The following is a 25226-nucleotide window of genomic DNA, read 5'->3' on the forward strand; positions in this document are numbered from 1 at the left end:
GGAGACGCCATGAGCGACATGAAAGAACTGCTTCGGCTGCTGGGCGAGTTGGATGATCAGCTCGTCACCTGTATGCGCTGCGGCATGTGCCAGGCCGTGTGCCCCATTTATGGCCAGACCGGACGCGAGGCCGATGTGGCGCGCGGCAAGATAGCCCTGCTGGAAGGCCTCGCCCATGAGATGGTCAAGAACCCGGAGGGCGTGCAGGAGAAGGTCAACCGCTGCCTGTTGTGCGGCTCGTGCCAGGCCAACTGTCCCAGCGGCGTGAAGGCCCTGGACATCTTCCTCAAGGCGCGCACCATCCTCACCGGCTACATGGGCCTGCCCCCGGTCAAGAAGCTCATCTTCCGGGGAATGCTCACCAAGCCCGGACTGTTCAACAACCTTTTGTCCTTCGCTTCCAAGTTTCAGGGCTTGTTCACCAGCCCGGTCAACGACATCGTGGGCTCTTCCTGCTCCAAGTTCCTGGAGCCCATGCTGGGCGAGCGGCACCTGATGCTGCTGGCCAAGACGCCCCTGCACAAGGAGGTGCCCAGCCTGGACACCAAGCCCGGCAAGAGCGGGCTCAAGGTGGCGTTTTTCCCCGGCTGCATGGCGGACAAGATCTTCCCGCGCATCGCGCACGCCTCGCTCAAGGTGCTCAAGCATCACGGCGTGGGCGTGTACATGCCCGAAGGTCAGGCCTGCTGCGGCATTCCTGCGTTGTCCTCCGGCGACATGCAGAGCTACGAAAAATTGGTGCGCCTCAACCTTGCCGCCTTCGCCAAGGGCGAGTTCGATTATCTGGTGACCCCCTGCGCCACCTGCACATCCACCATGAAGAAGATTTGGCCGACCATGACCAAGGGCTTCAGCGAGGCCGAGAAAAAGGCTGTGGAGGCGCTTTCGGCCAAGGTGATGGACGTGAACGCCTTTGTTGTGGACAAGCTGGGCCTTACCCCGCCAGCGCCCGCCGGGGACGCTGTGGAGGTCACCGTGCACGACCCCTGCCACCTCAAGAAGTCATTGGGGGTTTCGGCCCAGCCCCGCGCGGTGCTGTCCATGAACGCGCACTACAAGCTCAAGGAAATGGCCGGAGCCGACACCTGCTGCGGCTGCGGCGGCAGCTTCACCCTGACCCACGCCGACATGTCGGCGAAGATCGGCCAGCAGAAGCGCGACAACATCAAGAACAGCGGCGCGCAGGTTGTGGCCACTGGCTGCCCCGCCTGCATGATGCAGATATCGGACATGCTTTCTCGGAACGGCGACCGCGTGAGCGTGAAGCACCCCATGGAGCTCTACGCCGAGTGCCTGCCGGACTAGGACTGGGTCGCAGACGATCCGCGTTCGCCAACGCGCGGCCCCGACAGGACTTTTCGTTCGGGGAAATCTCCTCTAAGAACGGTCGCGGAGCGATGCGGTTCTCGGGGGGAGAGGCACGATACAGAGGTTCACTTCCGGCGCCGGGGAGGCCCCCATCCCCCTCTGAGCCCCCTCAAGAGCCCCGGCGCCGGAAGACCTTATAGGCGAGCGACACAATCAAGGAGCAGTACCGTGGCTGACACTCTCTTCGTTACCGGAACCGAGCCCCGCAGCGGCAAGTCCGCCATTGTTCTGGGGCTCATGCAGCTTCTCTCGCGCGATATCCAGCGCGTGGCCTTTTTCCGGCCCATCATCTCCTCCTCAGAGGCGAGCGCCAAGGATCATGACATCAATCTCGTCATGAGCCAGTTCAATCTCGACATGCGCTATTCGGAAGCCTACTCCATGACCATGCAGAAGGCCCGGGAGATGATCAACATGGGCCAGCACGAGGCCCTGCTTGAAAAGATTTTGAGCGACTTCAACTCGCTCAAGGGCCGTTTCGACTTCATTCTTTGCGAGGGCACGGACTTCTTCGGAACGGATTCGGCCTTCGAGTTCGACATCAACGCCGACATCGCCGCCAACCTGGGCTGCCCTGTGCTGCTGGTATGCAACGGGCAGAAGAAGAGCCAGGACGAGATCGTGGCCAGCGCCCTGCTGACCATTGAATCCTTCGAGGACAAGGGGCTGGACATCCTGGCCGCGGTCATCAACCGCGTGGAGGATTCGGACGGCTCCGGCATGGTGGAGGAGCTCAAAAAGAAGATTCGCTGTCCGGAATGCTTCCCCATTTACGTCATTCCCGAGGAAGCCAAGCTCGGCAAGCCCACCGTGGCCGACGTGATGAAGTGGCTCGATGCGCGTGTGCTCTACGGCGCGGACATGACGAGCAATCTGGTGGACAACTACGTCATCGCCGCCATGCAGCTGGGAAACTTCCTCAACTATCTGGAGCGCGGCAGCCTGGTCATCACCCCCGGCGACCGCAGCGACATCATCCTGGGCAGCCTGGCCTCGCGGCTTTCCACCAACTATCCGGACATCTCCGGCATCCTGCTCACCGGCGGGCTTGAACCCTCCTCCTCCGTGCGCAAGCTCATCGAAGGCTGGGTGGGCGCGCCCATCCCCATCCTGGTGGCCGAGGGGCACACCTACAAGACCGCGCGTATTCTGTACGATTTGTACGGCCGAATCGAGCCTTCCGACCAGAACAAGATCCAGTCTGCCCTGCGCGTGTTCGAGGAGCATGTGGACCTTTCGGAGCTGCGGACCAAGCTGGTGGCCGCCAAGCCCAGCACCGTCACCCCCAAGATGTTCGAGTTCAGCCTCATCATGAAGGCCAAGAGCAGGAAGCAGCACATCGTCCTGCCCGAGGGCACGGGCGAGCGCATCATGCGCGCGGCGGACATCCTGCTGCGGCGCGGCGTGGTGGACGTGACGCTTCTGGGCCGCGAGACGGAGATCCGCACCCGCATGAGCCAGTTCGGACTGGAGCTTGAAGGCGTGCAGATCATCGACCCCGGCAAGAGCCCCAATTACGACGACTACGTCAAGACCTACTTCGACCTGCGCAAGCACAAGGGCATCCGCGAGGAAGACGCCCGCGACCGTATGCTCGATCCCACCTACTACTCCACCATGATGGTCTACAAGGGCCACGCGGACGGCATGGTTTCCGGCTCGGTGACCACCACCCAGCAGACCATTCGCCCGGCCTTCGAGATCATCAAGACCCGGCCCGGCGCCAAGATCGTGTCCAGCGTGTTCCTCATGTGCCTGAAGGACCGCGTGCTGGTCTACGGCGACTGCGCCGTGAACCCCAACCCCACGGCCGAGGAGCTGGCGGAGATAGCGCTGTCCAGCGCGCATACCGCGAGCATCTTCGGCATCGAGCCGCGCGTGGCCATGCTGTCGTACTCCACCGGCAGTTCCGGCAAGGGCCAGGATGTGGAGAAGGTCATCGAGGCCACGCGCATCGCCCGCGAACGCGCGCCCGAACTGCTCATCGAGGGCCCCATCCAGTACGATGCCGCCGTGGACATTAATGTGGCGCAGACCAAGATGCCCGACAGCCAGGTCGCAGGCCGCGCCACGGTGTTCATCTTCCCCGACTTGAACACCGGCAACAACACCTACAAGGCGGTGCAGCGCTCCGCCCAGGCCGTGGCCATCGGCCCCGTGCTCCAGGGCTTGAACAAGCCCGTCAACGATCTGTCCCGCGGGTGCACCATCCCCGACATCGTCAACACCGTGGCCATCACGGCCATTCAGGCCCAGGCAGTCAAAGCCTAGAGGTTTCAATGAACGTTCTTGTCATCAATTCCGGCAGCTCGTCCATCAAATACCAGCTGCTCGACATGCGCACCGAGACGGTGTTGTGCTCCGGCGCGGTGGAGCGCATCGGCGAGGAGACGGGGGTGCTGACCCACAAGGCCGCACCCGGCACCGAGCGCGAGGAAAAGGTCACCCTTTCCCAGCCCATCGCCGACCACGAGGCCGGAATGCATCTGGTCATCGACCTCATCGTGCACCCGGAGCGGGGTGTGGTGAAGAGCCTGGACGAGATCGAGGCCATCGGCCATCGAATCGTGCAGGGCGGCGACATCTTCAACGCCTCCTGCGTGGTGGACGACCGCGTGGTGGACGAGTTGACCAAGCTCATTCCCCTGGGGCCCGTGCATAACCCCGGCCACCTGGCGGGCATCCGCGTGGCGCGCCACCTGTTCCCCAAGGTGCCGCAGGTCACCGTGTTCGACACCGTGTTCCACCAGACCATGCCCCCTCGCGCCTACATGTACGCCCTGCCGTATGAGCTGTACGAAGAGCTCAAGGTGCGCCGCTACGGGTTCCACGGCACCTCCCACTCCTATGTCTCCAAGGAGGCCGCGCGCTTCCTTGGCAAGGCGCCGGAGGAGACCAACCTCATCACCGTGCACCTGGGCAACGGCAGCAGCATGTGCGCCGTGCAGGGCGGCAAGAGCGTGGACACCAGCATGGGCCTCACCCCTCTTGAGGGGCTCATCATGGGCACGCGCTGCGGCGATGCCGACTTGGCCATCTACCCGCTTCTTGGCGCGGAAAAGGGGCTCTCCATTGCGGAGATCAACGAGCTGACCAACAAGCAGAGCGGCTTCAAGGGCATCTGCGGCAAAAACGACATGCGCGACATCCACGAGGCCGTGGCCCAGGGCGATGCCCGGGCCAGGCTTGCCCTGGATATGTTCGGCTACCGCAACCGCAAGTACATCGGCTCCTACCTGGCCGTTCTCGGCAGGGTGGACGCCATCGTGTTCACCGCGGGCATCGGGGAGAACGACCCCGTTGCGCGCGAGCTTTCCTGCCGGGGACTGGAGCACCTCGGCATTAAGCTGGACCCGGAGCGCAACCTGGCCCCGGAGCGCGGCGCACGGGACATTTCTGCGCCGCAGAGCCCGGTGCGGGTGCTTGTGGTGCCCACCAACGAGGAATTGGAGATCGCCAGGCAGACCGCCGAGGTGCTCGCCCCCGGCGCAAAGGGATAAGCATGGACAGCGGAGTTGATGGTGCGGCTTGCGTGGTCAGGCCTTCAATCGCAAGGGCGGACATGCCCGCGACGATGGCCGGGCCTCTGAAAAGAATCAATCGGTAGAACAGTGCCGTGGGGGAGGTGCAACCCCCTGCGGCACTTCCAAACCTATCCCAGACCCGGCGGGTGCACTCCGGGGGGGGCACGCACAACAAGAGGAGGAGCGTCTTTTATGTCAATGGAACTGCTTGCATTGGTGGCACTGTTGCCCATACTCGTGGCTTTGGTGCTCATGGTCGGCATGCGTTGGCCGTCCACCCGCGCCATGCCCCTGGCCTGGCTTGTCTGCGTACTCGGCGCCATCGGCGCTTGGAACCTGCCGCCGGGGTACATCGCCGCCCTGTCGCTGCAAGGTCTGGTCACCGCCGTCGGCGTGCTGATCATCGTGTTCGGCGCCATCGTCATCCTCTACACCCTGAAGTATTCCGGCGGCATGGAAACCATCCAGTACGGAATGCAGAACATCAGCCGAGACAAACGCGTGCAGGCGATCATCATCGGCTACATGTTCGCGGCCTTCATCGAAGGCGCCGCCGGTTTCGGCACGCCCGCCGCGCTAGCCGCGCCGCTGCTGCTTTCGCTGGGCTTCCCGCCGCTGGCCGCAGCCGTCATCTGCCTTGTGTTCAACTCCTTCCCCGTGTCGTTCGGCGCGGTGGGTACCCCCATTCTCATCGGCCTGAAGTTCCTTGCCCCGTTGACCACGGAGGCCGTCGCCTCCGGCGTCGCACTCAATTTCACCGATTTCGGCTCCTTCGCCAAGGTCATCGGCCAGTGGGCCACTGTGATGCACGGACCCATGGTCTTCATCCTGCCCATCTTCATGCTGGGCTTTCTCACCCGTTTCTACGGCCAGAAGAAGTCGTGGAGCGAAGGCTTTGCCGCCTGGAAGTTCTGTGTGTTCTCCGCCGTGGCCTTCATCGTGCCCTACTTGGTTTTCGCTTGGCTTGTGGGCCCCGAATTCCCGTCCATGATCGGCGGCCTTGTGGGTCTTGGCATCATTGTGGCAGGCGCCAAGAAGGGCTTCTGCGTGCCCAAGGACACCTGGGACTTCGGCCCCCAGTCCACCTGGGAAGCGGCATGGACCGGCTCCATCGCCACCAGCACCAACACTGAATTCAAGCCGCACATGAGCCAGTTCATGGCGTGGCTGCCCTACATTCTGATCGGCGTCATCCTGGTGCTGACCCGTATTCCCGAATTGGGCCTGAAGGGCTTCCTGTCCGCCCAGAAGCTCCCCTTCAACGACATTCTCGGCTACAAGGGCGTTTCCGCCTCCATCGACTACCTGTACCTGCCCGGCACCGTTCCCTTCACCCTGGTCGCCCTGCTGACCATTGTGCTGCACGGCATGAAGGGCGATGCGGTGAAGAAGGCCTGGACCGAATCCATCGCCAAGATGAAGGCCCCCACCATCGCGCTGTTCGCTGCGGTGGCCCTGGTGTCCATCTTCCGCGGTTCCGGCGTGGCCGACATTGCGCTGAACCCCAACAGCTACCCCTCCATGCCCCTGGCAATGGCCAAGACCGTGGCCGCGTTCGCGGGCAACGCCTGGCCCATGCTTGCTTCTTACGTGGGCGGCCTTGGCGCGTTCATCACCGGGTCGAACACCGTTTCGGACCTTCTGTTCGCCGAATTCCAGTGGGGCGTTGCGCAGCAGTTGCAGCTGCCCCGCCAGATCATCGTGGCGGCCCAGGTTGTCGGCGGCGCCATGGGCAACATGGTGTGCATCCACAACATCGTTGCCGTCTGCGCCGTTACCGGCCTGATCGGCCGCGAAGGCATGATCCTGAAGCGTACCTTCTGGCCCTTTGTCCTCTACGGAGTCGTCGTGGGCATCATTGCCACGGTGCTCAGCTTCGGGCCGTACGCCAACCTGTTCTAAGTCCAAGGTGTTGTGTGGGGGGCGGGGCATCGCTCCGCCCCCCATTTTCGACAGAGGAGTGCAAGCGCCACATCGCCCCATTCTCCCTTCTTCGCTTGACCCCCTGCATTTCCGTCCGTGAATCAAGGTGGAGCAGGTATGCCGCCGAATTGCAGGCGCAGGTCGAAGAAAGGGGTCTCCTGGCGGGAGCAGGGCGCCTTGTGGCGGAGCAGTTGACTGGGCCAAGCCGGTTTGGGCAGGAACGCCTTCGGAGCCGTCACGTCTCTTGGCTCTTGGAAACGGCGGTTTGAACAAGCGCAGTGTGTTTGCCGCGTCCTGGCCGCCTTTGATGCGCCGATGCCCAACAGCCTGCGCCAGAGGATCCTGCATCAGCCGATTGGTGTTCACGCCTGGCGTGGGCTGCGTCTGGAGATTCCCGACGATGTTCCCCAGGGCGCAGGAGAAGATTCTTTTCGTGCTGGGTCGGCCGGCATGAACCTTCTGGGGATTTAGACATGGGAGCGGGTTCTTCGGAATCCTTTTCCCGAAAAATTTCCGACCCCCTACCCCTGGCGGGTCGACACAAAAGGCGAGGGTGGCAGCGAGAGCGCCCCCGTCTCAAGCACGGGCTTTCGTAGGGTCCGTTAACGAGGAGCCGCATATGAGCGACACCGAAAAACTGGCGGAACTGTTCGCCGAAAAGGCGAGGCTGGTTTCGGCCGTGGTTACGCCGGTGAAGGACATGGCCGAGGCCTTGGCCTATACCGTGGACATTTGTGAGAAAAAGGACGCCTGCCAGATCCTCATGAGCGGCTGCGAGTCCGAGCTCTCCGCCCCGGCGGGCGCGCTGTGCGACGCAAAGCCGGGCAAGGTGGTGGTGGCTCCGGCCCTTTCCGCCGAGGACTTCGCTGTTCTCAAGGCCCAGTGCGAGTCTCGCGGCATCCACTGCCTGGATTCCGGGATGCGCCGCCATTTGGGCGGGGTGGACATCGGATTCACCGTGGCGGATGCGGGCATAGCCGAAACCGGCACCCTGCTGCTCAACTCCGGCAGCGAGGAGCTGCGGCTCGCCACCATGCTGTGCGAAGTCCACGTGTGCGTGCTCAAGACCAGCACCCTGCGCGAGACCAGCTTCGAGGCCGAGGGACTCATCCGGTCCATGAGCACGAACGGCCCGGCCTACGTCGCATTTGTCACGGGCGCGTCCCGCACGGCGGATATCGAGCGCGTGCTGGCCATTGGCGTGCACGGACCCCTTGAATTGCACATCCTGCTTTTGGAGGACTAGGCCATGCAGAACGCACGCGATATGAAACAGTACAAGGGCGAGCTTACCGGCGCGCTGCACAACGAGTTCCTGCGCGAGGCCATGGACAAGTTCGCCGTGGCGTACCGCGCTTCCCGGGCCAACGCCTTCAAGGGCATGGATGTGGAAGGGCTTATCGCCGACATCGCCAAGTCCAAGGACGAGGCCATGGGGCGCATGGACGAACTCCTGGCCGAGTTCACCAGGAACGCCAGCGCGCAGGGCGTTACGGTGCACGTGGCCAAGACCGCGCGCGAGGCCAACGAGATCATCGGCCGCATCGCCCAGAACGCCGGGGTCAAGCGCATCATCAAGTCCAAGTCCATGACCGCCGAGGAGACCCTGCTCAATCATCACCTGGAGGATCTCGGCCTTGAGGTCACCGAGACGGACCTGGGCGAGTGGATCATCCAGCTCAGGCACGAAGGCCCCACCCACATGGTCATGCCCGCCATCCACCTTTCGCGCCATCAGGTGGCGGATCTCTTCAGCGACGTGACCGGGCACAAGCAGGAGGTGGACATCCAGAAGCTGGTGAAGGTCGCTCGGCGCGAGCTGCGGCGCAAGTTCGCCGAGGCCGACATGGGCATCTCCGGCGGCAACTTCGCCATCTCCGAAACCGGCACCATCGCCATTTGCACCAACGAGGGCAACGGGCGTCTCACCACCACGTTGCCCCGCGTCCATGTGGCCCTGGTGGGCCTGGACAAGCTCACCCCCACCATCGCCGACGCCCTGCGGGTCATCAAGGCCCTGCCCAGAAACGCCACCGGCCAGGCCATCACCTCGTACGTGTCCTTCATCAGCGGCGCGAACGAGTGCAAAGCCGAATGCCAGGGCGGTCCCTGCGACAAAAAGGAAATGCATGTGGTGTTCCTGGACAACGGCCGCCGCGCCCTGGCCAAGGATCCGCTCTTTTCCCAGGTGCTGCGCTGCATCCGCTGCGGGGCCTGCGCCAACGTGTGCCCTGTGTACCGCCTGGTGGGCGGGCACCAGCTCGGCCACATCTACATCGGCGCCATCGGCCTGATCTTGACCTACTTCTATCATGGCCGCGACAAGGCCAAGAACCTGGTGCAGAACTGCATTAACTGCGGGGCCTGCAAGGCCGTGTGCGCTGGCGGCATCGACCTGCCCCGGCTCATCAAAGAGGTTCATGCGCGCATCCAGGACGAGGAGGGCCACCCGCTCCAGAGCCAGCTTCTGGGCAAGGTGCTGAAAAGCCGCAAGCTCTTTCACGCTCTGCTGCGTTCGGCCAAGGCCGTGCAGAAGCCCATCACCGGGGGCACGCCGTACCTGCGGCACCTGCCCATGATCTTCGCCAAGGACCAGGGCTTCCGTGCGCTGCCCGCCATCGCCGAGACCCCCTTCCGCGACCGTTTCGAGTCCATCAAGCCCAAGGTGGCGAACCCGAAGTTCAAGGTGGCGCTCTTCAGCGGCTGCGTGCAGGACTTCGTATACCCCGAGCAGGCCGAGGCCGCGGTGAAGCTGCTGGCCAAGCACAACGTCGAGGTGGTCTTCCCCATGGACCAGTCCTGCTGCGGGCTGCCCGTGCAGATGATGGGCGAACGCGATGCCAGCCGCGCTGTGGCCGTGCAGAACGTGACCGCGTTCGATCCGGCTGGTTGCGACTACATCCTGACCCTGTGCGCCTCCTGCGCCTCCCACCTGAAGCACGGCTACCCGGACATCCTGGCCGACGACCCCGCGTTGGGCGTGAAGGCGCGGCAGTTCGCCGACCGCGTCATCGACTTCAGTTCCTTTGCGCACGATGTCCTGCACGTGTCGCCCGACGAGTTCCGCGGCGACGGCAAGAAAACCACCTACCATTCGCCCTGCCACCTGTGCCGGGGAATGCACGTCACCGAAGCCCCGCGCGCCCTCATGGGCATTGCCGGGCTTGATTACGCGCCTTCCGAGGAAGAGGACGTCTGCTGCGGTTTTGGCGGTACGTATTCCATGAAATTCCCGGAGCTTTCGGCCGAGCTGCTGAAGAAAAAGCTTGCGAATGTGGAGAATACCGGGGCAGAACTTTTGCTTACAGACTGTCCGGGCTGCATCATGCAACTGCGCGGCGGGCTTGAGGCCAAGGGAAGCTCCATTCGTGTGGCGCACGTGGCCGAGGCCTTGGCCGAGCGTCTGAAATAGCGGCCCGGCGCACCCCTCAGGAGGATGACGGCATGAAGGACGTTCGCAAGCACGCGCGCGAGCTTATGGAAGGCTATTGCAAGGTGTGCCCGGTGTGCAACGGCAAGGCCTGCGCGGGCGAGGTGCCCGGCATGGGCGGCCTTGGCACGGGCTCGTCGTTCATGAACAACGTGGGGGCGCTCGCCAACCTGCGCTTCAACATGCGGCTCATGCATGGGGCGGAACAGCCCGACACCGCCACGGAAGTGCTCGGTTTGAAGCTGGCCATGCCGGTGCTGGCCGCGCCCATCGGTGGGGTAAGCTTCAACATGGGCGGCAAGATCACCGAGGGCGACTACCTCGACGCCGTTCTGGGCGGCTGCGTGGACAAGGGCGTGGTGGGCTGCACCGGCGACGGCGTGCCCCCCTTCATCCACGAGACCGGCTTCGCGGCCATCCAGGCGCTTGGCGGAGCGGGCATTCCGTTCATCAAGCCCTGGGAGGACAAGGAACTCTTTGAAAAGCTCGACCGCGCCGTGGCCACGGGAGCCCCTGTCGTGGGCATGGACATCGACGCGGCCGGGCTGGTCACCCTGCGCCTCATGGGCCGTCCGGTGGGCCCCAAACCGGTGGAGAAGCTCAAGGACATCATCGCCCACGTGAACGCCAAGTTCATCGTCAAGGGGGTCATGACCCCGGACGACGCCAAGCGCGCCGTGGACGCGGGCGCGGCGGGCATTGTGGTCTCCAACCACGGTGGCCGCGTGCTGGACCACACCCCCGGTACGGCCGAGGTGTTGCCGCTTGTGGCCCGCGCGGTGAAGGGGCAGATCGCCATTCTGGCCGACGGCGGCGTGCGCTCCGGCGGCGATGTGCTCAAAATGCTGGCTCTTGGCGCGGACGCCGTGATGATCGGGCGTCCGGTGGCCATCGCCGCCATGGGCGGCCTGCGGGAGGGCGTGGGCAAGTATCTCGACCAACTGCGCGGAGAACTGCTGCAGGCCATGATCCTCACCGGCTGCAACAGCGTGGCCGATGTGGACGCCAGGGTGCTGTTCCAGAACGCGTAAGGAGGTGCGTATGCCGCGATCCGGAGCTCGGCTTGCAGGGCCGCTTGTGTGCGGAATCGGCGTGACGGCGGGGGGGTGGCTGCTCCCCGCCGGCGCACTGTGGCTCTTTTCAGAATCGGGATTCGTCATGGGGCTGCCGCAGGTTGCGGCGGCCCTTTTGCTTGGAGCGCTGGCTTTCGGCCTGGCGCAGCTGCGGGAAACACGGCTGCGAGCCGAGCTGCTCGCTCTGGGCGGAACGCTGGGCGCGCGGCCCCGGCCGGGGGACGACCCTCTGGATGGCCTCGCCGCCATCGTGCAGGCCAACGCCGCCGAACTCAAGCACCAGACCGGCTTGGCCCAGGGCATCCTGGGCGGGTTGCCCATGCCGTATCTCCTGGTGGACGAGCTGGAGCGCGCCGTGTGCTCCAACAAGGAATGCCTGGAGATGCTGGAGCTTTCCGGTCGGCCGGAGGACTACTACGGACAGACTCTGGCGCAGATCTTCTACAACGATCCCACGCGCAAGACCGCCGTCGGCCGCAGCATCGGCGGCGGAGAGGTGTTCCGCAACCTCGAAGTGCAGATCAAGGGCCACAAGGGCGGCGTGCGCAACGTGCTGGCCAACGTCTTTCCCCTCTATGATCTCGACCGCAAGTGCATCGGCGGCTTGTGCCTGTATCTTGACATGACCATGCTCAAGCAGAAGGAGCAGGTCATCGTGGAGAAGAACGCCGCTATCGAACGCGCCGCCGATCACGCCAACGAGCTGTGCCGTCGTCTGCGAGACGCCTCGCGGCAGCTTACCGGCAGCATCGGGCAGACGGCCACGGGGAGCCAAGCCCAGCAGTCCCGCGTAGCCGAAATCAGCACCTCCATGGAGCAGATGAGCCAGGCGGTTGTGGATGTGGCCAGAAGCGCCTCCGGGGCCGCCTCCGGGGCGGACGAGGCCCGTGGACTGGCCGAGGCGGGCGCGGGGATCGTTCATGATGTCATTTCGGCCATCGGGGATGTGTCCGAACGCACCGGGGCCATGCGCGAACGCCTGGACGACCTGGACAAGCAGGTGGCAGGAATCGCGCAGATCTTGAATGTCATCAACGACATCGCCGACCAGACCAACCTGCTGGCGCTCAACGCCGCCATCGAGGCGGCGCGCGCTGGCGAGGCGGGCAGGGGCTTTGCCGTCGTCGCCGACGAGGTGCGCAAGCTGGCCGAGAAGACCCAAAGCGCCACCAGCGACGTTGCGCAGGCTATCAGCAATGTGCAGCAGGGCGCTCGCCGAGCGGCCGAGGGCATGTCCGGGGCGGCGCAGGCAGTGGAGAAAAGCACCACCCTGGCCGATGGCGCAGGGCAGAGCCTGCGTGAGATCGTGCGCCTGAGCCAGGGCTCCGCCGACCAGGTGCGCGCCATCGCCGCCGCCAGCGAGGAGCAGTCCGCCGCGGCCGAGGAGATTGGACGCGCCGTGGGCGAAATGCGCGGCGTGTCCGAGGACATCGCCCGGGACATGGACAGCGCGGCCCGGGCCGTGGATGATCTTTCCCGGCTTTCCGCCGAGCTGGAGGAACTCATTTCCAGAATGCAGGTCTGCTAGCCCTGCCAAGCCACAAGGAGACAGGCCCAATGATCAAGCACATCGTCATGTGGACCCTGAAGGACGAGGCCGCCGGAGCGGACAGGGCGGCCAACGCCCGAAAAATGAAGGAGATGCTGGAGGCCCTGCGCGGTGTGGTGCCTTCCCTTGCCGCCCTTGAGGTGGGCGTCGAGGTCTTTGCGGCCTCGCCCGCCTGCGATGTGATCCTGTATTCCGAATTCGCCAGCCGGGCCGATCTCGACGCCTATCAGGTCCACCCGGAGCACCAGAAGGTGGTGGCCTTTGTCAAGCAGGTGGCCGCCTCGCGCAGCGTGGTGGACTACGAAGCATAGGCCGCCAGTCCGTATCGTGTTTTTGTACGCAAGGCCCGGCAATGTCGGGCCTTTTGTTTTTTCTTGCCTTGGTTTCGCCTAGTACGTAGACTTGGGCTGTTGTCAATGCTCAATCGACATTCCTGATTCGTGGAGCCCGCATGTGCGAGGTATGGATGGACAAAGGCATGGACCCCCAAGAGGCTTCGGCGTTGCACGAACTGCTCGCGCGGGCTGGCCTGCTCTCAGAGGAGCTTTCGGACGCGCCGCTTGCCGGGGGCCAGGCTTTTTCCGAACTGCTGTATGTGCTGACGCGGATGCGCTTTGGCCCGGACGAGGCCCTGGGCTACTGCTGCGAGATATTGCGTCACCACGATGGGCTGAATCTTGCGCTTGGCCGCGACGTGGGCCTTCGCGTCGCCGTGTGCGACTACTTCATGAACCTGCACCCCAAGATGCGCGACCCGGTCATCGTGGAGGTGCAGGTGCTGCTGCAGAAGGAGCAAGGCGCGCTGGTCGACGAGCTTACCGGCCTCTACAATCGCCGCTATTTCAACGACGCCATCTCCCGCGAGGTCGAGCGTTTCAAGCGTTTCGGACAGCGTTTTTCCCTGCTGATGCTCGATGTGGACCATTTCAAGCGTTTCAACGACGCCTTCGGCCACACCGCGGGCGACGATGCCCTCAAGACTGTGGCCGATGTGCTCCGGCATACCGCACGGAGTTTCGACCATGTGGTGCGCTACGGAGGCGAAGAATTCGCCCTCATCCTGCCCCATACCGACAGCGCCCAGGCCGTCGCCGCAGCAGAGCGCCTGCGCCGGGCCGTGGCGGCGCGTCCGGTTGCCGTTTCCGGCCAGGACGTTTCGGTCACCGTCAGCCTGGGCACGGCCACCTTTCCGGAGGATGCCATAAACGCCCGCGACCTGGTGTGCCGCGCCGACGAGGCCCTGTATGAGGCCAAGCGCACGCGGAACGCCGTGAGTTGCTTTTCCGAGAAAAACCGGCGCTTCCCGCGCGCTCCGGTCAGCCTTATGGCGTTGTTCGTCGGCAGTGGGACCCAGGGCGAGGCCGAACCGGTACGTGTGGTCGTGGCCAATGTCAGCTTCGGGGGAATGCTGTGCGTTTCGCCAACGCCCATCCTGCCAGGCGCCAGGGTGGAGTTGGCCCTTGACGCCGATTCGCCGTCGCAGCGGGGGCTGCGGGTTTCGGGGCGCGTGGTGCGGCTGGAGCGCGAAAGCGAGGACGCGGGTTTCTCCATCGCCCTTGCCTTCGACCTTGCCTCCCAGGACCAGCGGCGGGATCTTGTGCGCCTGGTGGAGCGGTACGGGCAGGAGGACGGCAGCCCGGCCCCGGACACAGCACCGCCTTCCCTCTTGGCCTGAGGCCCGCTCTGGGCTATGCAGAACATGCGCCCGCGCGCATACCCCACATTTCAGGAGCAACGCCCATGAGCACGATCGACGACACCTCCGGCCTCAAGCACCTTGGCTCCGGCAAGACCAGTTACGCCTTCCACGAGCCCACCGCCGACATTCTGGAGGCTTTCCCCAACAAGTATCCCAATCGGGACTACCAGATCCGCTTCGAGCACCCGGAGTTCACCAGCCTGTGCCCCAAGACCGGCCAGCCGGACTTCGCCACCATCGAGATCACCTACATCCCCGACGCCCTGTGCATCGAGACCAAGTCCCTCAAGCTCTATTTCACCGCCTTTCGCAACCACGGCTCCTTCATGGAAACCATCACCAATAAGATTCTGGACGACCTGGTGAGCGTATGCCAGCCGCGCATGATGCAGGTGGTGGCCCTGTTCAATCCGCGTGGCGGCACCAGCCTTACCGTCACGGCGGAATACTTCAAGGACAACTCCGCGCCCATTGAGACCCAGTTCTAGGGCCTTGTGACGGGAGGCCCTTTCCGGGGGCACACGTACGGTCGCCGCTTGCCGCCGGGAGACGCGGGGGCGCGGTCCGGAACAGCATTGCGCCGCCGCCCGGTACAGGGCGGCGGCGCATCGCGTTGACAAAGTCTGTGCCGAAGTCTTGGCATGGCGCTGGTTGTGGGGACCGCGCGGCCAGGCGCTCTTTTCCCGCTTCCTGGCGGGAGCCCGGGGCTACTTCACAATGCGGGAGCTCTTGATCTCCAAGGCGTGCCCGGCGCCGGCGTCGAAGCGAACGGTGTAGGCCCCGGAAGGCTTTTTGAAGGTGAACTCGCTGTCCTTGTTCATTTTTCCGTCCGCAAGAACCGTCCCTTTGTCGTCACGCACACTCATCTTCACGCCCGCGGAGGACGATCCATCGGAGAAGCTGCCTTGGCAGGTGACGGTTCCATCACCGTTGTCAAAACAATCGCACAGGGGCGTGTGCGCCCAGGCCGGGACAGAGGCGAGCAGCAGGGCGGCCAGGGCGGCTGCGGCAAGGATGTTCTTTTTCATGGGTGTTCTCCTTTGCAGGTTGTGGTGATGGGGGGCATGGAAAGGCGTTTGCACCGGAGGGAGCGTTCGGGCACAAGGGCCATGGCGACCGTGGCCAGCACGCACACGACGTAGAAGGCCCACATGCTTTGCCAGCCAGTGAAGCCCAACAGCGTGCCTCCCGTGAAGACCAGCGAGGCCACAAGCAGGCCGAGCAGCGTCTGATAGCCCATGGAGAAGAGCATCCAGCCCGTGGAGCCCGCCTGCAGACGCACCATGACGGACGCCGGGATGCAGGGCGGGTACAGGGCCATGAACAGCATCAGGGCCAGGGCGTGCAGGGGGGTCATGCCCGGTTCTCCGGCGCGCATGTCGCTCTCCACCGTGGAATCGGTGTCCTGGCCGTAAAGGGCGCCCAGGGTGGACGCGCTGTTCTCCTTTGCGGCAAAGGCCGAGAGCAGGGCGATGTTCACCCTCCAGTTGAAGCCCGCGAACTGCGTCACCGGCTCAAGGGCCTTGCCCGCCATGCCCAGGAAGCTTGTCTCGAAGCCCAGGGTGCGCATTTCACGCCGCAGGCGCTTGCGGGTGCTTTCGACCTTGCGGAGGGACCGGGCCAAGCGTTTGGCGTCGCCGGAATCGCCGCGGACAATGTCATAGTAGAGAGGGTTGCGTTGTTGGAAATCCGCGCCGATGGCCGCGCGCGCGGTTTCGCTCGCCCCGCGGCCCGCATCGCGCAGGGCTTCGGAGAAGAGGGCCAGCCCCGCCACATCCTCCATGCGCAGCCTGCCTGCGTATGCGGTTTTGTCCGCCTCGTTCAGGAAGGACCGCATGGTCTCCCGTGCTTGGGCCTCGAAATGCGCCGTGTCCTCCGGCTCTAGGCCCGGATAGCTGATGAGCATGAAGACCACCACGGCCACGGCCAGCACCACCGTGACGATTTTCTTGGCGAAAATCAGAACGCGCTCGGTTGCGCGCAACAGCACGCCCTGTATGGTCGGCAGATGGTAGGGGGGCATCTCCATGATGAAGGGGGCCTGCTCCTTGCCGCGCAGCACGGTAAGCGTCAGGGCCTTGGCCACGGGCAGGGCCATGAACACGGTCACGGTGGCGATGAAGAACAGGGCCGCCCCGGCGTGCTCGGGGAAATAGGCGTCGATGAGGATGAGGTAGAGCGGCACCTTTGCCAGACAGTTCATCATCGGGGTGATGAGGATGGTGGCTAGGCGGGCGCGCTCGTCGGGAATGGCCTTGGTCGCCATGACTGCGGGCACGGCGCAGCCGCCCACATACACTCCGCCCAGGATGAGCGGCAGCGTGGACTGCCCGTGCAGCCCGAAGCGATGGAACACCCTGTCCAGGATGAAGGCCATGCGCGGCATGTAGCCGCTGTCCTCCAGCACGGCGATGAGCGCGAAGAGAATGAAGAAGATCGGCAGGTAGTTCAGGATGGCCGTGACGCTTTTCACGGCCCATATTCCCAGCGCGCGGGGAAGCGGATCTTCGAGAAAACCGGGAGGCGGCAGCAGCTGCGCCGCCAGGCCCTCCAGCGCGCCCCAAATAGGCCAGGCCTGGGCGGAAACCCAGCCTCCGAACACGATGGACGCCTGGTACAGCAAAAACAAGATGGCCATGAGCACCAGGGGGCCGAGGGAGCGGTGGCATACCACCGCATCAACACGTTCCGTGAGGTGGCGGCCCTGCATCGGGACCTGGCGGGTGGTCTGCCGCGCCAGCTCCGCCGCCGCACTGTGCCGGGCCTGGGCGATATGGCCCGCCGCCGCATGGCCGCATTCCGCCTGAAAGCGGCGGCCGAGCTCCAGCGCATGGGCCAGAACGCCGCACGCATCCTGGTGGTGTGCGCGCAGCAACGCTTCGGCCCCGGCATCGCCCTCCAGCAGCTTTATGGCCAGCCACCTGGGCGGGCAATGCGACAGCAGCTTGGGTTCCTGGGCCAGCGCCCGCTCCAGCGCCTCAAGGCTTGGCTCCAGTGCGCCATACGGCGTCCGGTAGGCTCCCGGCGTGCTGTTGACGCATTGCTCCAGGGCGGCGGCGATCTCCTCCGCGCCTTGGCCTTTCTTGCCCACGGCGGGGATGACCGGTACCCCCAGGCGCTCTGAAAGACAGTCCACGTCCACGTGGACGCCCCGGCGCACGGCAACGTCCATCATGTTCAGCACCAGCACCAGGGGGCGGCCCATCTCCAGCAGTTGCAGCGTCAGGTAGAGGCTGCGCCTGAGGTTCGAGGCGTCCGCGATGTCGATGATTGCGCCGGGCTTGTCGTGGAGCAGAAAATCCCGCGCGACACGTTCCTCCAGCGAGTACGAGCTCAGACTGTAGGTGCCGGGCAGGTCCACCAGCTCCACAGCAAGATTCCTGGCGCGGAAGCCTCCGCTCTTTTTCTCCACCGTGACGCCGGGGTAGTTGGCCACGTGCTGGCGTGCCCCGGTGAGCATGTTGAAAATCGTCGATTTCCCGCAATTGGGCTGCCCGGCAAGGGCGACAAGCGTACGGGTCGGGCTCATCCCGGCTGAACCTCGACCTGGCGTGCCTCGGTGCGGCGGATGCTGACGCAGCAGCCGTCAAGTTCGACCTCCACCGGGTCCGTGAGTGGCGCATAGCGGAGCATCCGGACCACGGCTCCGGCATAGAAGCCCAGGTCGGTCAGGCGTTGGCCAAGGGCGCCTGCGGCGGTCATGCGGCAAATGGTGCATACGCCGCCGGGTTCAAGTTCGCACAATGTCATCTGCTTCTCCTCAAAAGAACAGCGCCGCTGTTGGCGGCGTCGCTGTGTTGCCAACTACAGGGCGCGCTGGCGCCGCTTGCAATTGATAATGAATTTCGCTATCGTCTTTACTTCAGCGAGGCTGGAAAAGTCAAGAAATAGAAACAAATGCGAAGGTTTTCAGATGTTGTACCACAATCAGTGCAATGGCAGTCGGCCCACTGCGACCAGTGTCAGTGGCCCGTTTTCTTCAGCGGGGGCAGGGGACGTGTTTGAACAGACGCCCGGAAGGGACCGGTTCAAGGACTACCTTGAATCCAACGGACTGAAGCTGACCGGCCAACGCCAGCGGATTCTTCGCGTGTTCATGCGGCAGCAGGAGCCCATGAGCGCCGAGAACATCCTTGCCGCCGCAGGCGGAGCGGAGAGCGGCATCAGCCTGTCCACCCTGTACCGCGCCTTGAACCATCTCCAGTGCGCAGGGCTTGCGCGGCGCATACAGCTTGGTGCCGGAAGCGCGCTGTACGAAGCCGTGCACGGCCATTGCTGCCAGCTTGTGTGCGAGAAGTGCGGCAGGCGCATTCCCGTCAGCAATCCGTATCTGGAGTCCATGCGCGAGGTTGCTGCCCGGCAGGAAGGCTTCGAACTGCACCACTGCACGGCGCAGTTTTACGGCCTGTGCCCGTCCTGCCAGCAGGCCCGGGATATCGAGAAATCCAGAAGCACAACTCCAGCCACGTAGCGCGGCTCATAGCCCGGCCCGCCCTTTTATCCTGGAAGAAGCGGCCAAGACGCGATGATGCGCTTGGCCGCTTTTTGTTTCCCCGTTTTGGGGGAGCTCCGCTTGACACCATTCTCATCCGCAACCGGCTGCGCTCCCACTGTGCCGTCATTCAATCGACATCTTTTTCAAGCATCATTTTTTATTGACTATTTCTACTCAGAAACCTAGAAAATGAACTCGAAATTCAATTTCATAAGGTGTTGCAGGCCTGCGCCGCGTACCCGGCGCGTTCACTTGGGGCCGTTTCGCGCCCCGCGAGAGCAGAGGAAAGGAAGGAATTATGAAAGCGTTGCATGTGTTGATCGCCGCCGCCCTGTTGTGGGTGGCGCAGCCCCCCTGCGCCATGGCGGAAGACATCATGGGGGATCTGCCTTCAAAGGACGGTGCCGAAGCAGGAAAGCCGGTCGGCGAGAAGAACGGAAAGCCTGGCAAAGGGGAGAATTCGCCCAAGTGCGCCGGTCTGGTGAACATGTCCAACGGCTTGGTCCTGCCTGCGGGCAAGTACTCCTTGAGCCTGAAACATGTTTTCGTGCACAAGGACAACCTGTACGACGGCCAGGAAAAAAAGACCGGGAATTACAACGGCAAGTACGAGCGCACCGACCATATTACGACCCTGACCGCCAAGGCCGGGCTTTTCGACAACTTTGAGGCCAGGGTGCAGGTCCCCTGGTACAATCGCGAGCAGAAGCAGAAGAGCGGCAACCCCCCCTCGCATTTCGCCACCGTGCACAACGAAGGGCTCGGAGACATCATCGCCATGGGCCGGTACGCGCTGCTCAACCAGCGCTTGGGCGATCCTTTCAGCCTGGCCGTCGGCGCTGGCCTCAGCATCCCCACGGGCGACACGGACAAGAGAAGCCCGCAGGGCGGAGCCGGTAGCCACCCCTACATGGGGCCGAACTTCCAGTTGGGCACCGGAACCTGGGATCCCAAATTCGAGCTGGGGGCCACCAAGATCCTTGGTCGGTCACGGTTCGACTTCCACACCATGTACACCATCTCCGGCGATGGCCCCCACGGCTCGCGCGCGGGCAACGTGTTCAAGTACGATTTCGGCTACGGCTACGCGCTGAACAAGTATTTCGACGTGGAGCTTGAGGTCAACGGCATCGACCACGAGTCCTGCCGCCACGACCACGAGTCCACGTTGAACACCGGCGGCCATTTCGTCTTCATCACCCCAGGCGTGCATTGGAAAATTACCGAGAGCTCCCGTCTTGCTCTCGGCGTACCCATCAACGTGTACCGCAACATGCGCGGCGAAACCCGCACCCCGGACAGGGCGAGCCAGTACGGGCTGTACGAGGACTACCGGATCGTCACCAGCCTTTCCTTCCAGTTTTAACCAGCAAGGAGCCCAATTATGAGCATCGTGAACAAGATTTCCGCCCTGGCCCTGCTTGTCGGGTTGCTGTCCCTGTCCGCTTTTGCCCCCGCCTGGGCCGCAGGACCGCCCAAGGTTCTGGAGCGGCAGAAAGTCGTCATGGTTGGCGACCACTTGGTGGACGTGGCCGCAGCCCTGGGCGTCGCCCCGGAGGCCATGGTCATCCGCATGAGCCTGTGGCCCAAGGGCAAGGAGTTGGCGCGGCTTTCCCAGGCGTTGGGCTGCCCGAACAAGGTGACGAACGTGACGCCGGACAGTCTGCCCAAGGCCATGAAGGCGCGCGGCGTATCCAGGGTGATTGTGGAGAAGTGCGCGAACTTTTGCCTGTACAAGAACATCGACCTGAACAAGGTGGCCGAACTGGTGCGCTCCGTGCCCGGCGCCACAGTGGAATATGTCGATTTCGACAAGGGCCTGCCTGCCGCCATCGAGGAAGTCGCCGCCAAGCTCGGCAAGGTCGAGGAGGGCAAGGCGCTCGCGGCCGCGCACGCCGAAAACCTCAAGCAGGCGGAGGCTGCCCTGCCCAAGCAGGCGTTGGGCAAGCGCGTTCTGGTCCTGAACGGCACCTACGCCATCGCCACAGGCAAGGTATTCATCAACGTCGAGGCCCCTGGCGGCTATTCGGACCAGTACATCCTCTCGCGCCTGGGCTGCGCCAACGTCGGGAAGGCTCTGATTCCGGATGCCTCGGCCATTTCCAAGGGCCATGCCTCCAACCCCAGGCTCAGCGGCATCAAAGAGGCCAACCCCGACGCCATCGTCATGGTGGGCGAGCCGTTCGCCGTGCAGAAGGCCCTGCGTGATGCGCTCAAACGCGACCCGAGCCTGGCCCAGATTCCGGCAATCAAGAACGGCGCGGTCTACAGCCTGCCCTTCTACGCCAACGCTGGTCTGCTGGAGTACCCCGACATCCTGCGGCAGTGGACCGATGCGCTGAAGAACTAGTAGACAACGCCCCCCGTCGCAGCGGGGCCGGAGCGGGTTCGCGTCCGTTCCGGCCCCGCGTTTTTGCGGTCTGGACCATCCGCGACCGGATGCACGCCCAGCGCATGGGCATGTACATTTCCGCCTTCCACCAGCACCCGGAAGGCGTGCTGCTCGGCTTCGTCCACTTTCAGCGTGAATCCATCGAGGCCGGGAAGCAGCTGAAAAAGGCCCGCATAACCATTCCGTCAAGGCCAGGGACTCCCAACTCCCCAGGCAATTAGGGGAACACACGACATGAACGGACTGCTTCTGGCGGTATTCCGCCACCGGCTCTATCCCCGGCTCATCCAGGCCGCAGGCCTTCTCATCTACCTCGGGCTCATCTGGTTCGCCCTGGGTGTGTTCACCCCCCAGGGCATGCCCCCCAAGGCCTTTGCCCAAAAACACATCGTCACCCTGCTGCTATGGGGGGGCTGGTTGCCGCTGACCATTCTCGCCACGGTGTTCCTGGGCAGAATATGGTGTTCCATCTGCCCGTTGGAACTGGTGAACAGGCTGGGTGATCGGCTGGGGCGGACGGTGTTTGGCAAACGTGCTTCCCTCCCCGCCGCCCTCCGGGGCGGAATGGTTTCGGCGCTGCTGTACAGCGGCCTGTTGGTGGTGACGGTCTCCAGCAAGTTCATCGCCGTGCCCCACAACGCGGCCGTGCTTCTCAGCCTGCTGCTGCTGGCGGCGCTGGCCACGGGCTTCGCCTTCGGGGGCCGGGCCTTCTGCACGGCCATCTGCCCCGCGTCCATGCTGTTCCGGCTGTTCGGCAGAAGGGGCATGCTGGCGCTACGCGTCGAGGCGGCCAAAGCCCCCCCTGCCGGAGACGCGCGCGCGTCGTCCGCACGGGGCCGTTGCCCCGCCAACCTGGATCCCGCCAGACTCGGCGACTCGTCGCCGTGCACGCTGTGCGCCCAGTGCCTCAAGACCGGCAATGGTCAGGACGTTCGTCTGACGCGCGCCATGCCTTCGACTCCGGACGACAACTGGGAGGACTACGGCTGGGCGGCCACGGTGTTCGCCTTCTTCTTCACCGGATTTGCGCTGAACGAACTATTCCAGAACTGGAACACGGGCGGGCGGCACTATTGGCGCATCCCCTCGGAATTCGCCGGCCTATTTGGGATCGACCCGGCCTCTGGAATGGTGGCGGCGCTCTGGTCCATGCTCTTCGTGCCCGCAGCGCTCTGGCTGCTCATCGGTCTGGCTGGTCGGCTTTCCGGCGTGGGTGCCTCGGTGAAGGAGGTCTGGAAGCGGCTGACACTGCCGTTGGTCAGCGCCCTGGTCGCCTCTCAGGTGGTGCGCGCCGTGACGAAATCCTCGCAATGGCTGGCCGGGCTGCCTGGCGCCTTTGAGGCGTGGACAGGGAGGCTTGCCTCCACCCCCTGGCCCTTCCCGTCCATCGCCGCAGCCTCCACAACTGGCGGCATGGGGAAGGCGCAGGGCCTGGCGCAGGGAGCGCAGGGCAAGGGCATGGCCTTGGGCCTGCTTTCGCAGCCGGTGCTGTTGGTCGTCACCCTGGCCGTCGCCGTTCTTTTCCTGTGGTTCGCCTACTGCGAGGCGAAGGCCTTGCGGCGGCATGGGCGAGGGGTGGCCGCCCTTTCACTCGTTTTGTCAGTGCTGTTCCTCGGGCTGCTGGTGCTTTCGCGTCTGGTGTAGCGTCCCCCGGTCAGACAATCCACTTACGCTTGATGTTCCTCAGGCTTCCCAGGAACAGGGCGATGCAGAAGGCGACGAGCATGGCCAGGTCCAGCAGGCAGGGCATGGCGTTGCCCCCGTGCACCGCGCCGCGCAGGGCATCGGCGCCATACGTCAGCGGCAGCGCGTAAGACAGCGGCTGCAGCAGGACAGGCAGCTTTTCCACCGGAAAGAACAGCCCGCACAGGAAGACCATGGGAAAGCGGAAGAAGTTGGAGAAGGTCTGGGCCTCGAAGACTTCGCTTACGGCGACCGCCACAAACAGTCCCAGGAACGCCGAGACCATGGCCAGAAGCGCCACCGTGGGCGCGAACAGCAGCCAGTTCACCCGTGGGAGTTCGGAGAACGCCCAGGCCAGCAGCAGGGGGACGAAGGCGTTGGCGATGCCGAAGAGGATGGCCCCGGCCGTTTTTGCCAGCATGAGCAGTTCCAGCGGGATGGGAGCCAGCAGCAGCCGCTCGAAGGAGCGGCTCTTTTTTTCAAAGGTTACGGTGACGGCCAGCATGGACGAGGTGCCGAACAGCACCGACAGGGCCACCACGCCGGGCAGCAGGGCCGGTATGGCCTCCATGCCGGTGCCGGAGCGGATGAAGAACATGCTTGTCCAGGCCAGCGGGAACACAAGCCCCCAGCTGATGTTGGGCGGCTTCACATAATAGGTGCGCATGTCCTTGAGCAGGATGTTCCAGAAGGCGATCCAGTGTTTCATGCGCGGCCTCCGGTTTTGCCCTTTTCCTGCTGCATGGCCTGGGCGCCGATGCCGGTGATGTCCACAAAGATATCCTCCAGCGTTGGACGCATCCGCCTGGCTTCCAAAACCTCCGCCCCGCGATCCTCCAGATGGCGCACCAGCGGCCCCACGGGCACAGGCCCGTCGGCTTCGATATGCAGCATTCCGTCGAGCAGGCGGATGGTGAATTCGGGGAAGGACTGTCGCAAGGCTTCTGCATGGCTGTCCAGCCTGCCTTCGGCGGTTATGCGCAGCATATGCTTGGACCGGACCGGCTGGAGCAGGTTCTCCACGCTGTCCATGCGCAGCACCCGCCCCCCGACGATGAAGGCGATGCGGCCGCAGAGCCTTTCGGCTTCCTCGATGTAGTGCGTGGTGAGGAAGATGGTCGTGCCGGTGGCGTTCAGCTCCGTTATCAAGGCGCGGATGTGGCGCACGCTGCCCAGGTCGATTCCCGTGGTGGGTTCGTCCAGGAACAGGATGGGCGGGCGGTGGATGATTCCGGCCGCGAGGGTGAGCTTGCGTTTCATGCCCTTGGAATAGCCGCCGAACTTGCGGTCCGCCGCCTGCTCCAGGGCAAAGGCCTTGAGCAGCTCTCTCGCGCGCGCTACCCGCTCCGGCTTGCGCAGTCCGTACAGCGCCGCGCAGAAGCAGAGGTTTTCAAAGCCCGTCAGCTCCGTGTACAGGTTGCTCTCGTCGGGAACCACGCCGATGAGCCGCTGGGCTGCTCTCGGCCTTTGGGCGCAGTCCACCCCGTCGATGCGGATCTCTCCGCTGTCTATCCTGGCCAGTCCCGTGAGCGCGTTGATGGTGGTGGATTTCCCCGCGCCGTTGGGCCCCAGGAATCCGAACACTTCGCCCCGGTTCACCTCGAAGCTTACCCCCTTGAGGGCCTCGACCTGGCCGAAGCGTTTGCGCAAATCCCTGGCGGAAATGATGGGGTCCGTCATTCTGCGCGCTCCTGGCCGGGAATGTAGCGCTCCAGCGCGATCTTCCGCGGGGTCATGAGGTGGTGCAGCAGCTCGTCGCATTGGCGCAGGGCTTCGGCGTTCACGCGGTAGTGCATGTGCAGGCCGCGCCGTTCTGGCGCGACGAGGCCTGCCTCGCGCAGGACCCGCAGATGCTGCGACACGGCGGCCGCGCTGATGCCCAGCCTCCGGGCCAGGGCGTTTACACAGAGCTGATGGTCGTGGAGCAGGCGCACCATGCGCACCCGGCTCTCCACGGACAAGGCCTTGAAGATGGCGGCAAGACGTGTGGAATCGGACATGGCTGCCTCACTCTTAAGCATCTGCGCGGATACTTAATCAGTCGGCGAAGAATGTCAACAGAACGCCTGTGCGCCGCAGGCCCACGGCGC

At 64.2% G+C, this 25226-nt stretch carries 22 protein-coding genes; 16 read left to right on the plus strand and 6 right to left on the minus strand.

The genetic code is table 11. The annotated features are described in order from the left end of the window. The first annotated feature begins 9 nt into the window (after window positions 1–9). The 11 genes from CHB73_RS05045 (at window position 10) to queF (ending at window position 15054) form a co-directional block, all read left to right on the plus strand. Window positions 10–1305: a (Fe-S)-binding protein gene (locus CHB73_RS05045; RefSeq protein ID WP_089272746.1), complete on the plus strand. Its 1296-nt coding sequence runs from the start codon at window positions 10–12 to the stop codon at window positions 1303–1305. A 231-nt stretch (window positions 1306–1536) separates the two neighbouring features. Next, on the plus strand, window positions 1537–3639 hold the full coding sequence (pta, locus tag CHB73_RS05050; RefSeq protein WP_089272748.1) for a phosphate acetyltransferase: 2103 nt from the start codon (window positions 1537–1539) through the stop codon (window positions 3637–3639). Between the two features lie 8 nt (window positions 3640–3647). Then, window positions 3648–4868, plus strand: coding sequence for an acetate kinase (locus CHB73_RS05055; RefSeq protein ID WP_089272750.1), 1221 nt, complete (start codon window positions 3648–3650; stop codon window positions 4866–4868). 216 nt (window positions 4869–5084) lie between these two features. Further along, window positions 5085–6794: an L-lactate permease gene (locus CHB73_RS05060; protein ID WP_089272752.1), complete on the plus strand. Its 1710-nt coding sequence runs from the start codon at window positions 5085–5087 to the stop codon at window positions 6792–6794. Between the two features lie 640 nt (window positions 6795–7434). Further along, entirely contained in the window at window positions 7435–8061 is a 627-nt protein-coding gene (locus CHB73_RS05065; protein WP_089272754.1) for a LutC/YkgG family protein, read from the plus strand. 3 nt (window positions 8062–8064) lie between these two features. Beyond that, window positions 8065–10227 (plus strand): L-lactate dehydrogenase (quinone) large subunit LdhH, encoded by a 2163-nt coding sequence (ldhH, locus tag CHB73_RS05070; protein WP_089272757.1) that lies wholly within the window; start codon window positions 8065–8067, stop codon window positions 10225–10227. Window positions 10228–10259: 32 nt separating this feature from the next. Beyond that, window positions 10260–11276, plus strand: coding sequence for an alpha-hydroxy-acid oxidizing protein (locus CHB73_RS05075; protein WP_089272759.1), 1017 nt, complete (start codon window positions 10260–10262; stop codon window positions 11274–11276). 10 nt (window positions 11277–11286) lie between these two features. Then, window positions 11287–12846, plus strand: a complete 1560-nt coding sequence (locus CHB73_RS05080; RefSeq protein ID WP_179216904.1) for a methyl-accepting chemotaxis protein — start codon at window positions 11287–11289, stop codon at window positions 12844–12846. A gap of 29 nt (window positions 12847–12875) precedes the next feature. Further along, the gene (locus CHB73_RS05085; RefSeq protein ID WP_089272763.1) at window positions 12876–13178 is read left to right on the plus strand and encodes a Dabb family protein; all 303 of its coding nucleotides are present in this window, start codon (window positions 12876–12878) and stop codon (window positions 13176–13178) included. Window positions 13179–13318: 140 nt separating this feature from the next. Continuing rightward, on the plus strand, window positions 13319–14542 hold the full coding sequence (locus CHB73_RS05090; protein ID WP_089272765.1) for a diguanylate cyclase: 1224 nt from the start codon (window positions 13319–13321) through the stop codon (window positions 14540–14542). A gap of 65 nt (window positions 14543–14607) precedes the next feature. Then, window positions 14608–15054: a preQ(1) synthase gene (gene queF / locus CHB73_RS05095; RefSeq protein WP_089272767.1), complete on the plus strand. Its 447-nt coding sequence runs from the start codon at window positions 14608–14610 to the stop codon at window positions 15052–15054. Between the two features lie 219 nt (window positions 15055–15273). On the opposite strand, the gene CHB73_RS05100 is transcribed toward queF, so the two are convergent. From CHB73_RS05100 to CHB73_RS05110, 3 genes are read right to left on the minus strand one after another with little or no spacing between them, the layout of a single operon-like run. Further along, the gene (locus tag CHB73_RS05100) at window positions 15274–15594 is read right to left on the minus strand and encodes a hypothetical protein (protein ID WP_089272769.1); all 321 of its coding nucleotides are present in this window, start codon (window positions 15592–15594) and stop codon (window positions 15274–15276) included. Then, complete coding sequence (gene feoB / locus CHB73_RS05105) at window positions 15591–18095, minus strand: ferrous iron transport protein B (RefSeq protein ID WP_089272771.1); 2505 nt, start codon at window positions 18093–18095, stop codon at window positions 15591–15593. The genes CHB73_RS05100 and feoB overlap by 4 nt, the downstream gene beginning before the upstream one ends. Then, the gene (locus CHB73_RS05110) at window positions 18092–18316 is read right to left on the minus strand and encodes a FeoA family protein (protein ID WP_089272773.1); all 225 of its coding nucleotides are present in this window, start codon (window positions 18314–18316) and stop codon (window positions 18092–18094) included. The genes feoB and CHB73_RS05110 overlap by 4 nt, the downstream gene beginning before the upstream one ends. A 247-nt stretch (window positions 18317–18563) precedes the next feature. On the opposite strand from CHB73_RS05110, the gene CHB73_RS16725 reads away from it, so the two are divergent. From CHB73_RS16725 to CHB73_RS05130, 5 genes are all read left to right on the plus strand, one after another. Then, window positions 18564–19037 (plus strand): Fur family transcriptional regulator, encoded by a 474-nt coding sequence (locus CHB73_RS16725; protein WP_179216905.1) that lies wholly within the window; start codon window positions 18564–18566, stop codon window positions 19035–19037. 322 nt (window positions 19038–19359) lie between these two features. Next, a complete protein-coding gene (locus CHB73_RS05120; protein WP_089272775.1) occupies window positions 19360–20427 on the plus strand; it encodes a transporter in 1068 nt (355 codons plus the stop codon). An 18-nt stretch (window positions 20428–20445) separates the two neighbouring features. Continuing rightward, window positions 20446–21411: an ABC transporter substrate-binding protein gene (locus CHB73_RS05125; RefSeq protein WP_089272777.1), complete on the plus strand. Its 966-nt coding sequence runs from the start codon at window positions 20446–20448 to the stop codon at window positions 21409–21411. Window positions 21412–21500: 89 nt separating this feature from the next. Next, window positions 21501–21674: a hypothetical protein gene (locus CHB73_RS16730; protein ID WP_179216906.1), complete on the plus strand. Its 174-nt coding sequence runs from the start codon at window positions 21501–21503 to the stop codon at window positions 21672–21674. Between the two features lie 13 nt (window positions 21675–21687). After that, a complete protein-coding gene (locus tag CHB73_RS05130; RefSeq protein WP_089272779.1) occupies window positions 21688–23097 on the plus strand; it encodes a 4Fe-4S binding protein in 1410 nt (469 codons plus the stop codon). A gap of 10 nt (window positions 23098–23107) precedes the next feature. Here the strand turns inward: CHB73_RS05130 and CHB73_RS05135 are convergent, their stop codons facing one another. From CHB73_RS05135 to CHB73_RS05145, 3 genes are read right to left on the minus strand one after another with little or no spacing between them, the layout of a single operon-like run. After that, window positions 23108–23845, minus strand: coding sequence for an ABC transporter permease (locus tag CHB73_RS05135; protein ID WP_089272781.1), 738 nt, complete (start codon window positions 23843–23845; stop codon window positions 23108–23110). After that, window positions 23842–24816: an ABC transporter ATP-binding protein gene (locus tag CHB73_RS05140; protein ID WP_089272783.1), complete on the minus strand. Its 975-nt coding sequence runs from the start codon at window positions 24814–24816 to the stop codon at window positions 23842–23844. The genes CHB73_RS05135 and CHB73_RS05140 overlap by 4 nt, the downstream gene beginning before the upstream one ends. Beyond that, window positions 24813–25136, minus strand: coding sequence for an ArsR/SmtB family transcription factor (locus CHB73_RS05145; RefSeq protein WP_089272785.1), 324 nt, complete (start codon window positions 25134–25136; stop codon window positions 24813–24815). Before CHB73_RS05145 ends, CHB73_RS05140 begins: the two co-directional genes overlap by 4 nt. Between the last annotated feature and the right edge of the window lie 90 nt (window positions 25137–25226).

The sequence above is a fragment of the Humidesulfovibrio mexicanus genome (genome assembly GCF_900188225.1).
In the GTDB taxonomy this organism is placed as follows: Bacteria; Desulfobacterota; Desulfovibrionia; order Desulfovibrionales; family Desulfovibrionaceae; genus Humidesulfovibrio; species Humidesulfovibrio mexicanus.

What these genes read in the sequence shown, in the direction of transcription:
- CHB73_RS05065 (WP_089272754.1), top strand. Translation starts at nt 7,435, where the DNA reads ATGAGCGACACCGAAAAACTGGCGGAACTGTTCGCCGAAAAGGCGAGG.
- CHB73_RS05130 (WP_089272779.1), top strand. Translation starts at nt 21,688, where the DNA reads ATGAACGGACTGCTTCTGGCGGTATTCCGCCACCGGCTCTATCCCCGG.
- CHB73_RS05085 (WP_089272763.1), top strand. Translation starts at nt 12,876, where the DNA reads ATGATCAAGCACATCGTCATGTGGACCCTGAAGGACGAGGCCGCCGGA.
- CHB73_RS16730 (WP_179216906.1), top strand. Translation starts at nt 21,501, where the DNA reads ATGCACGCCCAGCGCATGGGCATGTACATTTCCGCCTTCCACCAGCAC.
- CHB73_RS05110 (WP_089272773.1), bottom strand. Translation starts at nt 18,316, where the DNA reads ATGACATTGTGCGAACTTGAACCCGGCGGCGTATGCACCATTTGCCGC.
- CHB73_RS05075 (WP_089272759.1), top strand. Translation starts at nt 10,260, where the DNA reads ATGAAGGACGTTCGCAAGCACGCGCGCGAGCTTATGGAAGGCTATTGC.
- CHB73_RS05145 (WP_089272785.1), bottom strand. Translation starts at nt 25,136, where the DNA reads ATGTCCGATTCCACACGTCTTGCCGCCATCTTCAAGGCCTTGTCCGTG.
- queF (WP_089272767.1), top strand. Translation starts at nt 14,608, where the DNA reads ATGAGCACGATCGACGACACCTCCGGCCTCAAGCACCTTGGCTCCGGC.
- CHB73_RS05135 (WP_089272781.1), bottom strand. Translation starts at nt 23,845, where the DNA reads ATGAAACACTGGATCGCCTTCTGGAACATCCTGCTCAAGGACATGCGC.
- CHB73_RS05080 (WP_179216904.1), top strand. Translation starts at nt 11,287, where the DNA reads ATGCCGCGATCCGGAGCTCGGCTTGCAGGGCCGCTTGTGTGCGGAATC.
- CHB73_RS05055 (WP_089272750.1), top strand. Translation starts at nt 3,648, where the DNA reads ATGAACGTTCTTGTCATCAATTCCGGCAGCTCGTCCATCAAATACCAG.
- CHB73_RS05100 (WP_089272769.1), bottom strand. Translation starts at nt 15,594, where the DNA reads ATGAAAAAGAACATCCTTGCCGCAGCCGCCCTGGCCGCCCTGCTGCTC.
- CHB73_RS05125 (WP_089272777.1), top strand. Translation starts at nt 20,446, where the DNA reads ATGAGCATCGTGAACAAGATTTCCGCCCTGGCCCTGCTTGTCGGGTTG.
- CHB73_RS05060 (WP_089272752.1), top strand. Translation starts at nt 5,085, where the DNA reads ATGTCAATGGAACTGCTTGCATTGGTGGCACTGTTGCCCATACTCGTG.
- CHB73_RS05140 (WP_089272783.1), bottom strand. Translation starts at nt 24,816, where the DNA reads ATGACGGACCCCATCATTTCCGCCAGGGATTTGCGCAAACGCTTCGGC.
- CHB73_RS05120 (WP_089272775.1), top strand. Translation starts at nt 19,360, where the DNA reads ATGAAAGCGTTGCATGTGTTGATCGCCGCCGCCCTGTTGTGGGTGGCG.
- ldhH (WP_089272757.1), top strand. Translation starts at nt 8,065, where the DNA reads ATGCAGAACGCACGCGATATGAAACAGTACAAGGGCGAGCTTACCGGC.
- CHB73_RS05045 (WP_089272746.1), top strand. Translation starts at nt 10, where the DNA reads ATGAGCGACATGAAAGAACTGCTTCGGCTGCTGGGCGAGTTGGATGAT.
- feoB (WP_089272771.1), bottom strand. Translation starts at nt 18,095, where the DNA reads ATGAGCCCGACCCGTACGCTTGTCGCCCTTGCCGGGCAGCCCAATTGC.
- CHB73_RS05090 (WP_089272765.1), top strand. Translation starts at nt 13,319, where the DNA reads ATGTGCGAGGTATGGATGGACAAAGGCATGGACCCCCAAGAGGCTTCG.